This window comes from Micromonospora sp. NPDC049374, assembly GCF_040677165.1.
Classification (GTDB): Bacteria; Actinomycetota; Actinomycetes; order Mycobacteriales; family Micromonosporaceae; genus Micromonospora.
In genome coordinates this window covers 125,351-138,330 of sequence record NZ_JBFAQH010000002.1, presented here as the reverse complement: position 1 = coordinate 138,330, position 12,980 = coordinate 125,351, and the positions used below count along the sequence as shown (strand labels likewise).

Sequence of the window (12,980 nt, the reverse complement as noted above, 5' to 3'; positions counted from 1 at the left end):
ATGCGGCCGGCAACGACATGGCGCCCCGGCCGGGTCGGCCGGGGCGCCATCGCGGGTGGCGCGGCTGTATCAGCTCTGCGCGTACGCCGCGTCGGTCGAGAAGACCAGGCCGACGCTGATCGTGCCGTTGCGCAGGCCCGTCTTGGTCAGCGGGCCGCCGCCGTCGAGCGAGGAGAACGAGCCGACCGTCAGCCCGTAGGTCTGCTCCAGGCCGGGCTTGCAGAACGGTCGCTCCTGGCACTCCGGCGGGCCACCCAGCACCGTCGCCGTACCCGAGCACTTCTCGGCCAGTTCGGAGAGGGTCCGCACGCCGTACTTCTCGGAGAACTCCTGGGTCACCGCGAAGGCGTTCTGGGTCTGAGCCGCTGCCGGCGCGCCGAAGGTCAGACCCACCTTCTCGCCCAGGTCGCGCAGCGCGGTGACGGTCTTGTCGACGTCCGGCGAGGACACCGGCTGGCCACCGCTGTTCACCTTGCCGTTGAGGAACTCGGCGAGGGTGGCCGCGTACTCCGGGACGACCTGGATCTCGCCCTTCTCCAGCGCCGGCTCGTACAACTCCCGGTTGCCGATCTGCTGCACGGTGACCTGGTAGCCCGCGGCGGCCAGCTGGATCTTGTAGAGCTCGGCGATGATCTCGCTCTCGGTGAAGTTGCCCGCCCCCACCGTGATCTGCCCGCCCGGTCCCTGCTCCACGCCGTCGGTCAGCGAGTTCGCGTCGGCGAACTCCTTTGCCGCGGCCTGGGCGCTCTTGCGGTCGACGTCGACCGCCTTGTTGAGCTGTACCAGCTTCGGCGTGTCGAGCACCGCGGAGACCTTGTCGAGCGCGGCGATCAGCTGCGGGGTCGCCACCTCGCTGTTGACCGCCGGAATGATGTTGTCGGCGTTCTGCAGTGACTTGTCGTCTTCGAGTGCGATCAACTGCTCACCGGCCACCGGCGCACAACCCTCGCCGGAGGCACCCTGCTGGGGTGCCTCGGTGCCGGAGGAACCGGCGTCGCCGCAACCCGCCAGGACCGTCGCTGCGGCGACCGCCCCCACGACCGCGATGGACAGTCTTCTACCTGCGCGCATGAGCCCGCCTTCCGTGTCCCGGCGCGGCCCGGGTGGGCCGGCCGCGTGTCCGACGGGCGATCCGCCCTCCGGCCGCCCGCGTTTCCACCCAACATCCTGACGCGGCCCCCCGACAACCCGAGGAGGCGTTCGTCACCGGAACGTCACCCATCGGTGTCATCGCGCCCGCCCGTCACCCCGCGGGCGACGTCGATCGCGAGACCGGCGCGATGGGCCTCGGTGTTCGGTGCCGTGGCCGCCAGCCGTGGGGGGTCTCCTGGTCAGGAGCCGGCGACGGCATCCGCCGCGCGTCGCCCGGCACCGCGCCGGGCGCGGCGCAGCGGCCGGGGGGTGACCAGCCGTTCGACAAGTGCGAAGAGCAGTTCGACGCTGACCGCGAGCCCGGCGACCAGTAGCCCGCCGGCCAGGATCTGGCCACCACCGACCGCGATGCTCAAGCCGAACCCGAACCGGATGATCTCACCCAGACCACCCCCGTTGACGAAGGTCGCCAGCGCCGCCGTGGCGACCACCTGGACGGCGGCGGTCCGGAAACCGGCCGCGAGGTAGGGCACCGCGAGCGGCAGTTCCACCCGACGCAGCACCTGCGCTCCGGTCATGCCCATGCCACGGGCCGCCTCCCGGGTCTGCGGATCGACCTGGCGCACCCCCGTGTACGCGTTCGCCAGCAGCGGCGGCACGGCGAAGACCGCCAGCGCCACCACCACCGCCGGCCGGCCGAAGCCGAGGAAGGTCAACGGGAGGATGGTGAGCAGGGCGAGCGTGGGCACCGCCAGGGTCAGGTTGGCGACGAGCACCACCAGCCCGCCGCCTCGGCCGGTGTGCCCCAGCCACAGACCCAGCGGCCAGGCCACCAGGCAGCCGACCAGCACCGCGGCGGCCGACATGCTGACGTGCTCGCCGAGCCGGTCCAGGATGCCGCCCGGGTTCGTCCAGTTCAGCGGATCGTTGAGCCAGACCACCGCCTGGGACACCGGGTTCATCGCGGCGCTCATCCGGTCCGCCCGCGCAGCCATGGGGTGAGCAGCCGACCAGCCCCCACCAGGAGCAGGTCGAGTACCAGCGCCAGCAGGACACAGAGCAGCGTCCCGGTCATGATCTGGGCCTTGTAGAGGTTGTTCTGGAAGCCGGCGAAGATGATCTGCCCGAGCCCGCCTCGCCCGATCACCACACCGACGGTGACCAGGGCGACCGTGGACACCGTGGCCAACCGCAGGCCGGTCAGGATGCCGGGTACGGCGAGCGGCAACTCGATCCGCAACAGTCGTCCCCAGCGGCCGTACCCCATGCCCTCGGCCGCCTCCCGGACCTCCGCCGGCACCTGGTTGAGCCCGGCCATCGTGTTACGGACGATCACCAGCAGCGCGTACAGCACCACCACGCTCAGCACGGTCGCGACACCGATGCCCAGATAGGGAGCGACGAATGCGAACACGGCCAGGGAGGGGACCGTGTAGAGCACCCCGGTCAGTGCGAGAATCGGCCCGGTGAGCGGCCGGAACCAGTACGCCACCACCGCCAGCGGGACGGCGATCAACGCGGCGATGAGCACCGCCCGGAGGGTCAGCGTGGTGTGCTCACGCAGGGCGTTGAGCACGGTTTCAGAGTTGTCCCGCACGTACTGCCAGGAGAACCACGGGTTACCCGGATCAGCCCGGTAGCTCAGGCGGAAGGACATACGTGGACGTTACCCCGGGTGCCGACGGCGATCGACGTGCGGCGTCGATCACCCTCGACGGCATCGGCAAGCGCTACCCGGACGGCACCGAGGCGGTCCGGGAGCTCAGCCTGCATGTCGACGAGGGCGAACTGGTCGTGCTGATCGGCCCGTCCGGTTGCGGCAAGTCCACCCTGCTGCGGATGATCAACCGGTTGATCGAACCGACCGCTGGCCGGATACTGCTCGGCGACTCCGACGTCACCCGGGTCGACCCGGTGAAACTGCGCCGCCAGATCGGCTACGTCATCCAGAACGTCGGGCTCTTCCCGCACCAGACGGTGGCCGCAAACGTCGCCACCGTGCCCCGGCTGCTCGGCTGGGCCAGCGGTCCCGTCAAGCGTCGGGTCGAGGAACTACTGGAACTGGTCGGTCTCGACCCGGCGCAGTTCGGCCGGCGCTACCCCCACGAACTCTCCGGCGGCCAGCGGCAGCGGGTCGGGGTGGCCCGGGCACTCGCCGCCGACCCGGTGGTGCTGCTGATGGACGAGCCCTTCTCCGCCGTCGACCCGATCGTGCGTACCCGGCTTCAGGAGGAGTTCCTGCGGTTGCAGGCAGAGGTACGCAAGACCATCGTCCTGGTCACCCACGACCTGGACGAGGCCGTTCGGCTCGGTGACCGGATCGCGGTGCTTTCGGAGGGCGGCCGGTTGGAGCAGTACGACACCCCGGCGACGCTGCTCGGCGCTCCCGCCACCGGGTTCGTCCGCGAGTTCGTCGGAGCCGACCGGGGCATCCGCCGGCTTGCCGTCACCCCGGTGACCCGGGAGGTGCTCGATCCGCTGCCGGTCGACGGCGGTGCGGGCCTGCCATCGGTGCCGCTGGGCGGGTCGGCGTACGACGCACTGGCCGTGCTGCTCACCTCCGCCGGTGGCCAGGCCGTGGTCACCGAGGACGGACAGCCGGTCGGGACGCTCAGCCGGGAACGCGTCCTGACGCTGGCGGAGTCGGCCGGCTGAGCGCCACGAGAGCGTCGCCCGGCTGACCGGTGGGCGGAGTGCGGCCGGACGGGCGGCACCGGAGTAGGCCGGGTCCGTCGGCACGACGGACCCGGCCGTACCGTCAGCGCCGGCCCCGGTAGCCACCCAGGGTGGCGATGCCGATGATCCAGCCGACGAAGAGGCCGTACTCCGCACCGTCCCCCGCCGCCTGAAAGGCGCCCAGCAGCGACGGATTGGTCCGGATCAGCGTGGTGAACAGGGCCGCGAAGGCCCCGGCGAAGACGAACGCCGCCCAGCCGGCGAAGAACTGGCTGATCGTGCCCCGGGCACGGGCGAGCTGGGATCCCGGCAGCAGGTAGAGGAACAGGAAGGTGAGGACGACCACGAGGATCGCCCGCAGGTCGTCGGCGAAGATCTCCTGGATCGAGTCGGAGGAGTCGAATCGCCAGGCCGGCCAGGCGAGCAGTCTGAGGAACCAGCCGCCGGCACTGTCCGGATCGGTGTTGTCCCTGGCCCAGTCGACGTACCAGGGGCTACCGAAGACCAGGACCAGGATGAGCGCGGCGAGCGTGCCAGCGCCCGGTGCGGACTTGTATCGATTGGTGAGAGCCATGGCCCCGCTAATTCCCAGCGGATCGACGCAGGCAAACGCGAGGCGTCATTTATGGTGGTACGCGTGTTTGATGATGCCTAGTGCTTCATCAGGTAGTCGATGAACGCGGCGCGCAGCAGCGGCGCCGACTCCTCGTAGCCGTGCCCAGTCATCTCGCGCCAGAGGGCCACCGCCTCGTCGACCGTCGGACCCACCGAGTTGGGCGCGCCGTCCAGCGCGGCGGCCTCGTCCGCATTCGGCAGGTGCCGCAGCACCGACCAGAAGAACCGTACGTCGCGGCGCTCCCGAGCAAGGGTGAACGCCCGTTCACGCAGCTCCTCGGTGGAGAGGACGTCCAACTCCTCGAACGACCGGTCGCCGGAGATCGATGATGTGTCGGTCATGTGCCGAGCCTAACCGTCGAGATCACGCTCGGCGCGCCGACGAGCTGCCGACCCGTCACCGGTCGTCGGCCTCCCAGGTTCGCGGGTCGGTCTCCCAGCGCCGAGCCCCCCACGGGTCGGTGCTGCCGGCGGTGGGTTGGGCCGGCAGCACGGGCGGCCAGTCACCGACCGGTTGCGGCTGCGTCACACTCCACCCTCCGCCGGTGGCCGGCTCGGCGGGCGGCGGGGGCAGTGCCCCGAGCACCGGCAGTGGACGTCCGTACGTCTCGACCAGGCGCGTGACGATGAGTCCGATGGCCAGCGCCGCACCACCGACCGCCCAGTAGCTGACCGTCCAACCGCGCGCCCGCGCGTACGCCAGGAACAGCCCGATCGCGCCGGCTGTCAGCAGCGTGCCGAAGACGCCGCCACGCAGCCCGAACGCGCTGGTGCCGGCGAGCAGCGTCGCACCCACCGCCAGCACCGTCCAGTCCAACCCCGCCGCCGGTGACACCGTCCCGTCCGTCGAGGCGATCAGCACTCCGGCGAGGGTCGCGAGCACGGTGGAGCAGACGTACCCAGCGGTGGCCACGAGGGCCGCCGCCGCTCCCCGCCGCCGGGCCGGGTCGGCGGCCGGACGGAACCGGCCGACCAGCCGACGGATCGGGCTCACCGCTCCGAAGAGGCCACCGAACACCGCGATCGCGGCGAAGCCCACGAAGAGTTGTCCGGCGGTCCCCCGCGGGTCGTAATCCCCCTGCACCAGTACGGGCGCGGAGCGTTGCTCGATGTAGACGACGACGGCGGCCGCACCACCGAGGCTCGCCGCCCAACCGGGCACGTGCAGCAGCACGACCACCAGCCCGAGCAACAGTCCACCGATCGCAGCCACCGCGGTGGCCGTGCCGACGGTGCCGAGCAACCCGCGGTCGCTCTGTTCGGCGAAGTGCAGCCCGGCCGCGACGGCCACCGGCCCGACTGCGAGGTTGACCGCGGCGGTACGCAGCGTCAACCCGACGGCCAGTGCCAGCAGACCCAGACCGACCACGTCGACGATGAGCTCCCGCAGCCCGCTGCCGCGCAGCACGGCCGGATCCTCCCGCCACACCAGGTAGACCAGTGCGCCGAAGCCGAACAGCAGGAGCGTCTCCCAGACGATGTAGACGCCGAAACGGTCCCGGCCCGGCTCGGCGTCGGGTTCGTCGACGACGGCCTCCGCCCCGGTCGCGGGACCGGCCGAGGTGGGCTCCGGCGGTCCATCACGGCCCGGTTCGTCGTACCCCATATTCCTGCCTCCCAGCGGCCGCCCGGACTCCACCGACGCACGGGCGGACCGGCGGCGGGGCGTTGCCTTTCGGTCGCAGGCACCGTACCCGCGCGCGGGAGCGGGCGTAACCCCCTGCCTGGGCGGGTGTGGGCGGCCCAGACCTCGTTGACAAGACCGGGCCCGACCGGGCGAGCCTCGTGCGGCAGGACCTAACGGTGGCCCGGGTCGCTCTCCCAGTCGTCCGGCTCGTGCTCGTCGTCGGCCCGCTCCGGAACGCGGCAGGCCCGCTCCAGCCAGAGCGCGGCGGCCACCAGGGCGGTCGAGGCCAGCAGGCCGGCGATGGCAGCCGGGCGGTCATCGGCTGCCGCCCGCGTCGGCTGTATGAACAACCAACCCGTCAGCCCCGCGTACCCTCCGGCGAAGATGGCACCGACAAGCGCGGACGCCTTGGCCAGCACGACGAACCGAGCCACCATCAACGGATTGACCGGGTCACGGCCCGGTCGACGGTCGATCCGACTCCGGGTGTTGATCGCGGCGTACGCCTCCAGCACGGCCAGTCCGGCCAGCGTCACCACCGGTAGCCAGGGCAGCGGCGGCAACCGCTCGTAGTAGATGCCGCTGATCAACAGCCAGGTCACCGCGGCGGCGGCGAGGGCGGCCACCACCAGGGTCGAGATGCGGGTGGGTCCCATCCGCGACCCGTCGGGCGGCGGGGAAACGCTCATGCCGGCGCCCCGCTGCACGTCGCACCGCCAGGAGACACCGTCGCGCTGAGCCTGATGATCCGCTCGGTGCGCTCGCTCATGCCGTCGACTCTAACGTCAGATCGGGTCGGGGGCTCAGTTCCGGCACCTCGACGGCGAGCGGGCCGGTGGTGAGCAGGTCGGTCAGCGGACCATGTCCGGGCAGTTGGCCGTAGGGCTGGATGTCGATCCACGGTCGCAGCACGAAGGCCCGCAGATGTGCCCGGGGATGCGGCAGAGTCAGCTCGGGGTCGTCGTTGAACACCGGGCGGTCGTCGTCGGTCCACACCGCGACGACGTCGACGTCGAGCGTGCGGGGACCGAAGCGCCGCCCCGGGTCCCGGACCCGACCGGCGGCGGCCTCCGCCGCCCGCGCCCGCGCCAACCAGTCGTACGGTCCGGCGCTCGCGTCCGCGGCCAGCAGCACGGCGTTCAGGTACGCCGGCTGCTCGGTGTCACCCCACGGCGGGGTCTCGTAGATCCCGGAGACCACCAGAACACTGTCACCGAGGACGGTCAGGGCGGTGCGCAGGTGGCCGAGCCGGTCACCGAGGTTGCTGCCCAGGGAGAGCACGGCGCGGGTCATCGGGTACGCGTCCGGTGCATCGTCACGGCCACGTCGGTGAAGGCGTGCGGAACCGGGGCCTCGGGCTTGTGCACCGTGACCGTCACGCCGGACACCCGCGGATCCGCCAGGCAGACCTCGATCAGCCGATCGGCGAGGGTCTCGATCAGATTGACCGGCTCGCCGGTGATCACCTCGACCAGCCGCTCGGCCAGTTCGCCGTAGTGCACGGTGTCGCGCACGTCGTCGGACCGGGCGGCCGGGCCCAGATCGAGTTCGAGCACCGCGTCGACGACGAACTCCTGACCGTTGGCGCGTTCGAAGTCGTACACTCCGTGCCGGCCGTGCGCCCGCAGGCCGGTCAGCTCGATCCGACCGGTCATCGTCGCCCCCGCCCGTCGACCGCGGACCCCTCGGCGGCGGCTGACCACACGGCCCCACCAGCGGTCGGCCCGCCGCCGGGGATGGTGTCGGCGGCCAGGTGGGGACGGCCGGTGGCCTGCCAGACGGCGAGGGCGTCGACGGTGGCGCGTACGTCGTGCACGCGTACCCCCCAGGCGCCGGCGGCGACCGCGAGCAGGCTGGTGGCGACGGTGGCCGTCTCCCGCCCGCCGGTGGGTCGAGGCACGCCGTCAGGGTCGGCCAGCAGTTGGCCCAGGTACGACTTGCGGCTCGCGCCGAACAGCAGCGGGTAGCCGAGTTCGACCAGTTCGGGCAGCCGGGCGCTGAGCTGCCAGTTGTGGGCGGCGTTCTTGGCGAAGCCGAGGCCCGGATCGACGATGATGCGATCCGGGTCGACCCCGGCGGCCAGCGCCGCGTCCACCCGCTGGCCGAGTTCGGCCCGGACGTCGGCGACCACGTCGCCGTAGCTGGCCAACTCGCTCATCCGGCGGGAGTGGCCGCGCCAGTGCATGAGCACCCAGGGGCAGCCGGCGTCGCTTATCACCCGGGCCATGTCGGGGTCGGCGAGCCCGCCCGAGACGTCGTTGACCACGACCGCGCCGGCGTGCAGCGCTGCCACGGCCACCCGGGCGCGGGTGGTGTCGATGCTGACCGGGACACCGGCCGAGGCGAGTTCCCGGATGACCGGTACCACGCGGGCGGCCTCGATCTCCGCGTCGACCCGGTCGGCACCGGGTCGGGTCGACTCCCCACCGACATCCACCAACCCCGCTCCCTCGGCTCGCAGCCGGACGCCATGTGCGACAGCGGCGTCGACGTCGGCGTAGCGTCCGCCGTCGGAGAAGGAGTCGGGCGTGACGTTCAGAACGCCCATCACCATTGGGGCCGGGGCCCGCACCAGATCGGTCACGAGTAGGACGGTACCGGTCCCATCGCCCGTCGCAGACCACCCGTCGACAGCCCTGACATGGCAATTGGAACAGGTGTACGATCGGTCGTCCGGGACGGTTCGGGCAGTATCTTCGCGGCTTGTCGCAAAGGGGGGCGGCCCGTACGCTGTGGAATTGCCCAGCATCGAGATGGCGACGGTTGGAGGGAGGGCCGAAGCGGGACAACCCGCCCAAAAATCGCCACCCTTCGTGGCGGTTGTCGTACGCAGGGTCTCGAGCGCTGCGCACAGTGAGCACCGATCCCGCCAGGCTTGCCTACTGCACCACCGCGGCGCCGCCGGCCGCGACTTGGGGAGGTTTCAGTGATCGCCATCGAGCTGATGGAAACGGCGTCCACCAACGCCGTCCACCTGCTCTCCACCCTGGCGTCGTCGATTCCGTTCGCCGCCGAGGAACCGAAGGGGATCGACACCGAAGGCGTCGTCACCTTCTTCGCCAGCAAGATCGCTCCGATCCTGCTGGCCGTGCTGGGCGTCATCTTCATCGGCCGCGCCAGCCGGGGCGAGATCTCCAAGGTGCTGACCAGCTCGGCCATCGCGATCGTCGGGTTGGCCTTCATCGCCGGAGCCGCCACCCTCTTCTTCATCGGTGACTTCCTGATCAACCTGATCTTCGAATAGGCGCGGGCACGAGATGCGGCTGCGCACCGACGACGACATCTACCGGGCCCGCCTGGTCTATCTCGGCCCGCCCGGCTACACCCTTCCGGTCCACCTGCCGTACGCCCAGTACGGGCTGTTCATGCTGCTCGTTCCCCTCTACATGTTCATCCACTGGCTGTTCACGCTGCGGGTCGAGCTCTTCCCCGCCTGGGAGATCGCCCTCGCCATCGTGACCACCTCGTTCGTCTTCCGGTACGTCGACCCGGACCGTCCGGCGCGCATGGTTATCCGTACCGCGCTGACCGACTGGCGACGCACCCGGGAGCCGGCCGCCGAGCAGCGCGATCCGCGCCTGGTCGGCAGCAGGATCAGGATCCGGGAGGAACTGGCATGACCGGCTGCACGCCGTACGGGCCGAACGAGGACACGGGCAGGGCGATCGCATGAGCCGCTCCGCCACGCCGGGATCCCCGGCCGGACGTCCGGCCGCACCACACGGTAACCGTGCGCGTTCATTCGACTACCCTGAATCAGACGAGCGTGACGAGGCCACGCTGGATCCGGCGCTCGCCACCACCCCGGGCCACGGCAGCGTCGGTGTGTTCCAGGCGCCTCGCCCGCCGCAGCGCCGGGCGGTTGCGGCCGACCCAGCCCCGGCCAGCCGGGACGGCGCGGACATCGACTCTCCGTTCCTCGATCTGTTCGGTGGCGCGTACCCCCGGCCCGGTTCCGCCCAGCGTGGCAACGGGCTCCCCGCGCGGGCCCTGCCGCAGCAGCCGCACCCGACGCCACCACCCGCCGTCGGGCCCACATCGGCAGCCCATCGGGCGGCTCCGCCACCGGCACCCCCGCGACCGCCCGACCCCACGCCGGCCGCGCCGCCCGTCCACGTGGTCGACGACGCGGTGGCAGCCACGAGCCCGCCGCCGGCCCCCTCCCGGGTGGTGCCAGCCCCCGGAGACCGGTTGCCGAGCGCCCGACCACCCGCCGACGATCGTCCCGCCGGTGACGACCGTTCGGTCCGCGAGGACCGCCGCGTCCGTGACGACCCGGCATCCGCCGACGCCGAGACCCGGACGCCACGCCGGGTGACGCCCCCGGCCAACCGCCCGGCCCCTCGGCAGCGGTCCGTCGACCACCGGGACCGGCCGGTCAAGCCGGTCCGCGTCCGGCCACCGAGAATCAAGTTCGGCGATCGGGATCCGGCGGTCGAGCTGGCCATAACCGAGATCGCCGGTCACCTGACCTTCACCCCCAACACGGTCACCGCCTGGTACTGGCTGCCCGAGGTGCGCTGGGCCTTCCGCCCCGACGCGGAACGCGAGGCGTTGCTCGCGGCCATCTCCGAGCAGTACGCCGGCCTAGCCGGCTTCCGGCTGCACCTGCGCCGGACCACCCGGCCCTTCCCGGCCGACGAATGGGCCCGCACCATCGACGCCAACACCGCCGCGCCGCTGCCCGACGTCCCCGGCACACCCGGCTGGGCCGAGCACCTGGTCGCCGCGCAACGACACCTGCTCTCGGTGAACCACGCCGAGGGTCAGACGTACCTCGGCGTCACCTTCGCCCGCCGTTCCCTCGGTGACTCGCTCACCGAGCGGCTGCTGCGCACCTTCGGCCGCGGCGTCGCCGATGGCGAGCGGCGCAAGCTCGGCCGCACCGTCGAACAGTTCGACGAGGTGCTCGGCGCCTTCGGCATGCGCGGGCGGCGAGTCACGGCGCACGAGCTGGAGTGGCTGCTCTACCGGTCGGTGGCGCTCTGCATGGCGCCCCCCGGCACGCTCTCGCCCATCACCGACGGGCGTTGGGAACGCGGCGACCTGCTCGCCCTCACTGAGCAAGTCGAGCGCTACCGCACGCCGTACGGTTCCACCGTGAAGCTGGTGCACCGGATGACCGGCGAGGAACGACACGTGGCGGTGCTCGCCGTGGGCCGGATGGAGCCGCTCGAGATCCCCGAACGACACGAACCCTGGCTGCACTTCCACGAGCGGCTGCCCTGGCCGATGGAACTCTCCACCCGGGTCGACATCCTCGGCTCCGGCGACTCCTTCCGCAACCTGGAACACCGGCTCCGGATGATCCGGTCACAGCAGTTGGACTACGCCGAACACGGCATCGACGCCCCGCCCGAGCTGGAGCGACTCGCCAAACGGGCTCTGGTCATCGGCGACGAGATGACCACCGGACTGCCGGTCGACTCGGCCCGCGCCCACGGCTGGCACCGGATCGCGGTTGGCGGCCGTACTCGGGAGGAGTGCCTGGAACGGGCCCGGCGACTCATCCAGCTCTACTCCCGCGAGCTGCGCATCTCCCTGCAGCACCCGAAGAACCAGGACTGGCTGGCCCGCGAGTTCATCCCCGGTGAGCCGATCGCCAACACCGGTTACGTACGCAGGATGCCCGTCAATCTGCTCGCGGCGGCACTGCCTCAGGCCGCCTCCACGGTGGGTGACCGACGTGGCGACCTGATCGGGCGTACCGCCGGCACCTGCCGCCGTCCGGTCTTCCTCGACCTGCACTTCCCCATGGAGGTGCGTGAGCGCTCCGGCCTGGCGGTCTTCGTGGCCGAGCCGGGCGGCGGCAAGTCCACGCTGCTCGGCGCGTTGGGCTATCTGGCCGCCCGCCGCGGCGTGCAGGTGACCCTGCTCGACCCCTCCGGCCCGCTGGCCCGGCTCTGTGCGATGCCGGAGCTTCGGCCCTACTCGCGAGTGCTGAACCTGACCGGCTCCGAACACGGCACGCTGGCACCGTACTCGCTGATCCCGACACCGTTGCGCAGCGAGTTCGGCACCGGAGCCGCCGGCGACCGGGAGTTCGAGATCGCGGTCTCCAACGCGCGGGCCGAGCGCCGGATGCTGGTACAGGACATTTGCATGATGCTGGTGCCGCCGCAGGTGGCCAGGGAGGCATCGACCGCCACCCTGTTCCGGCACGCCGTACGTCAGGTGCCCGCCGAGGAAACCTCCACGCTTGACGATGTGGTCACCTGTCTCGGCCAGTTGGACGACGACGCCGGCCGGGAACTGGCCAACCTGCTGCTGGACACCGCCGAGATGCCGCTGGCGATGCTCTTCTTCGGTCGCCCGCCGGAGGGGCTGCTCGGGCCGGACGCCGCGCTCACCGTGATCACCATGGCCGGTCTGCGACTTCCCGACCTCAAGATCGAACGTGAGTACTGGTCGGCCGAGGAGGCGCTCGCCCTGCCGATGCTGCACACCGCACATCGGCTGGCGGTCCGCCGCTGCTACGGCGGCTCGATGGCTTCGCGGAAGCTGGTCGGCCTGGACGAGGCACACTTCATGGAGGGGTGGCGTTCCGGCCGATCCTTCCTCGTCCGACTCGCCCGCGACTCCCGCAAGTGGAACCTCGCCGCGCTGGTCGCGTCGCAGAACCCACGGGACATCCTCGGGCTCGACGTACAGAACCTCGTCTCCACCGTGTTCGTCGGTCGGATCGCCGAGGACGCCGAGATCGCCTCCGAGGCGCTGCGGCTACTGCGCGTACCGGTCGACGACGGCTACGAGGCCACCCTCGCCTCGCTCTCCACCGCCGACGCGACCTCCGCCAACCGGCTCGGTTTCCGGGAGTTCGTGATGCGCGACGTCGACGGCCGGGTCCAGAAGGTCCGGGTCGACGTCTCCTACGTGGATGGACTGCTGGATCACCTCGACACCACCCCCGCCGCCATCGCCGCCGCCGCAGGGGTGCTGCCGACCGTGCTGCCTGACCTGGAGGCGTGAC

15 protein-coding genes are annotated in these 12,980 nt (G+C 71.4%); 4 read left to right on the top strand and 11 right to left on the bottom strand.

Translation table 11 applies throughout. The annotated features are described in order from the left end of the window. Positions 1-69: 69 nt before the first annotated feature. The 3 genes from AB0J93_RS04010 to AB0J93_RS04000 form a co-directional block, all read right to left on the bottom strand. Positions 70-1,071, bottom strand: coding sequence for a glycine betaine ABC transporter substrate-binding protein (locus tag AB0J93_RS04010; RefSeq protein ID WP_363917939.1), 1,002 nt, complete (start codon positions 1,069-1,071; stop codon positions 70-72). Positions 1,072-1,331: 260 nt separating this feature from the next. After that, positions 1,332-2,087, bottom strand: coding sequence for an ABC transporter permease (locus AB0J93_RS04005; RefSeq protein WP_363917937.1), 756 nt, complete (start codon positions 2,085-2,087; stop codon positions 1,332-1,334). Further along, positions 2,063-2,749: an ABC transporter permease gene (locus AB0J93_RS04000; protein ID WP_363917935.1), complete on the bottom strand. Its 687-nt coding sequence runs from the start codon at positions 2,747-2,749 to the stop codon at positions 2,063-2,065. The genes AB0J93_RS04005 and AB0J93_RS04000 overlap by 25 nt, the downstream gene beginning before the upstream one ends. A 2-nt stretch (positions 2,750-2,751) precedes the next feature. On the opposite strand from AB0J93_RS04000, the gene AB0J93_RS03995 reads away from it, so the two are divergent. Next, positions 2,752-3,747 carry an ABC transporter ATP-binding protein gene (locus AB0J93_RS03995; RefSeq protein ID WP_363917933.1) on the top strand — a complete coding sequence of 332 codons (996 nt, stop codon included), beginning with the start codon at positions 2,752-2,754 and terminating at the stop codon, positions 3,745-3,747. A gap of 103 nt (positions 3,748-3,850) precedes the next feature. Here the strand turns inward: AB0J93_RS03995 and AB0J93_RS03990 are convergent, their stop codons facing one another. From AB0J93_RS03990 to folP, 7 genes are all read right to left on the bottom strand, one after another. After that, a complete protein-coding gene (locus AB0J93_RS03990) occupies positions 3,851-4,342 on the bottom strand; it encodes a hypothetical protein (protein ID WP_093409853.1) in 492 nt (163 codons plus the stop codon). A gap of 77 nt (positions 4,343-4,419) precedes the next feature. After that, a complete protein-coding gene (locus AB0J93_RS03985) occupies positions 4,420-4,725 on the bottom strand; it encodes a hypothetical protein (RefSeq protein WP_363917931.1) in 306 nt (101 codons plus the stop codon). Between the two features lie 55 nt (positions 4,726-4,780). Further along, the gene (locus AB0J93_RS03980) at positions 4,781-5,989 is read right to left on the bottom strand and encodes an ABC transporter permease (RefSeq protein ID WP_363917929.1); all 1,209 of its coding nucleotides are present in this window, start codon (positions 5,987-5,989) and stop codon (positions 4,781-4,783) included. 191 nt (positions 5,990-6,180) lie between these two features. Next, entirely contained in the window at positions 6,181-6,666 is a 486-nt protein-coding gene (locus AB0J93_RS03975; protein ID WP_363918536.1) for a DUF3180 domain-containing protein, read from the bottom strand. A 109-nt stretch (positions 6,667-6,775) separates the two neighbouring features. Continuing rightward, positions 6,776-7,303 carry a 2-amino-4-hydroxy-6-hydroxymethyldihydropteridine diphosphokinase gene (gene folK / locus AB0J93_RS03970; RefSeq protein WP_363917927.1) on the bottom strand — a complete coding sequence of 176 codons (528 nt, stop codon included), beginning with the start codon at positions 7,301-7,303 and terminating at the stop codon, positions 6,776-6,778. Further along, entirely contained in the window at positions 7,300-7,665 is a 366-nt protein-coding gene (folB, locus tag AB0J93_RS03965) for a dihydroneopterin aldolase (protein ID WP_363917925.1), read from the bottom strand. Before folB ends, folK begins: the two co-directional genes overlap by 4 nt. Continuing rightward, positions 7,662-8,594, bottom strand: coding sequence for a dihydropteroate synthase (gene folP, locus AB0J93_RS03960; protein WP_363917923.1), 933 nt, complete (start codon positions 8,592-8,594; stop codon positions 7,662-7,664). Before folP ends, folB begins: the two co-directional genes overlap by 4 nt. A 342-nt stretch (positions 8,595-8,936) precedes the next feature. Between folP and AB0J93_RS03955 the strand changes: the two genes are divergently transcribed. Further along, positions 8,937-9,254: a hypothetical protein gene (locus AB0J93_RS03955; protein WP_363917921.1), complete on the top strand. Its 318-nt coding sequence runs from the start codon at positions 8,937-8,939 to the stop codon at positions 9,252-9,254. A 13-nt stretch (positions 9,255-9,267) separates the two neighbouring features. Then, positions 9,268-9,630, top strand: coding sequence for a hypothetical protein (locus AB0J93_RS03950; protein ID WP_164448629.1), 363 nt, complete (start codon positions 9,268-9,270; stop codon positions 9,628-9,630). A 136-nt stretch (positions 9,631-9,766) separates the two neighbouring features. Here AB0J93_RS03950 and AB0J93_RS03945 read toward each other — a convergent pair whose 3' ends face one another. Beyond that, positions 9,767-10,018 carry a hypothetical protein gene (locus AB0J93_RS03945; protein WP_363917920.1) on the bottom strand — a complete coding sequence of 84 codons (252 nt, stop codon included), beginning with the start codon at positions 10,016-10,018 and terminating at the stop codon, positions 9,767-9,769. A gap of 183 nt (positions 10,019-10,201) precedes the next feature. Between AB0J93_RS03945 and AB0J93_RS03940 the strand changes: the two genes are divergently transcribed. Next, on the top strand, positions 10,202-12,979 hold the full coding sequence (locus AB0J93_RS03940; protein WP_363917918.1) for an ATP-binding protein: 2,778 nt from the start codon (positions 10,202-10,204) through the stop codon (positions 12,977-12,979). Position 12,980: the final 1 nt, after the last annotated feature.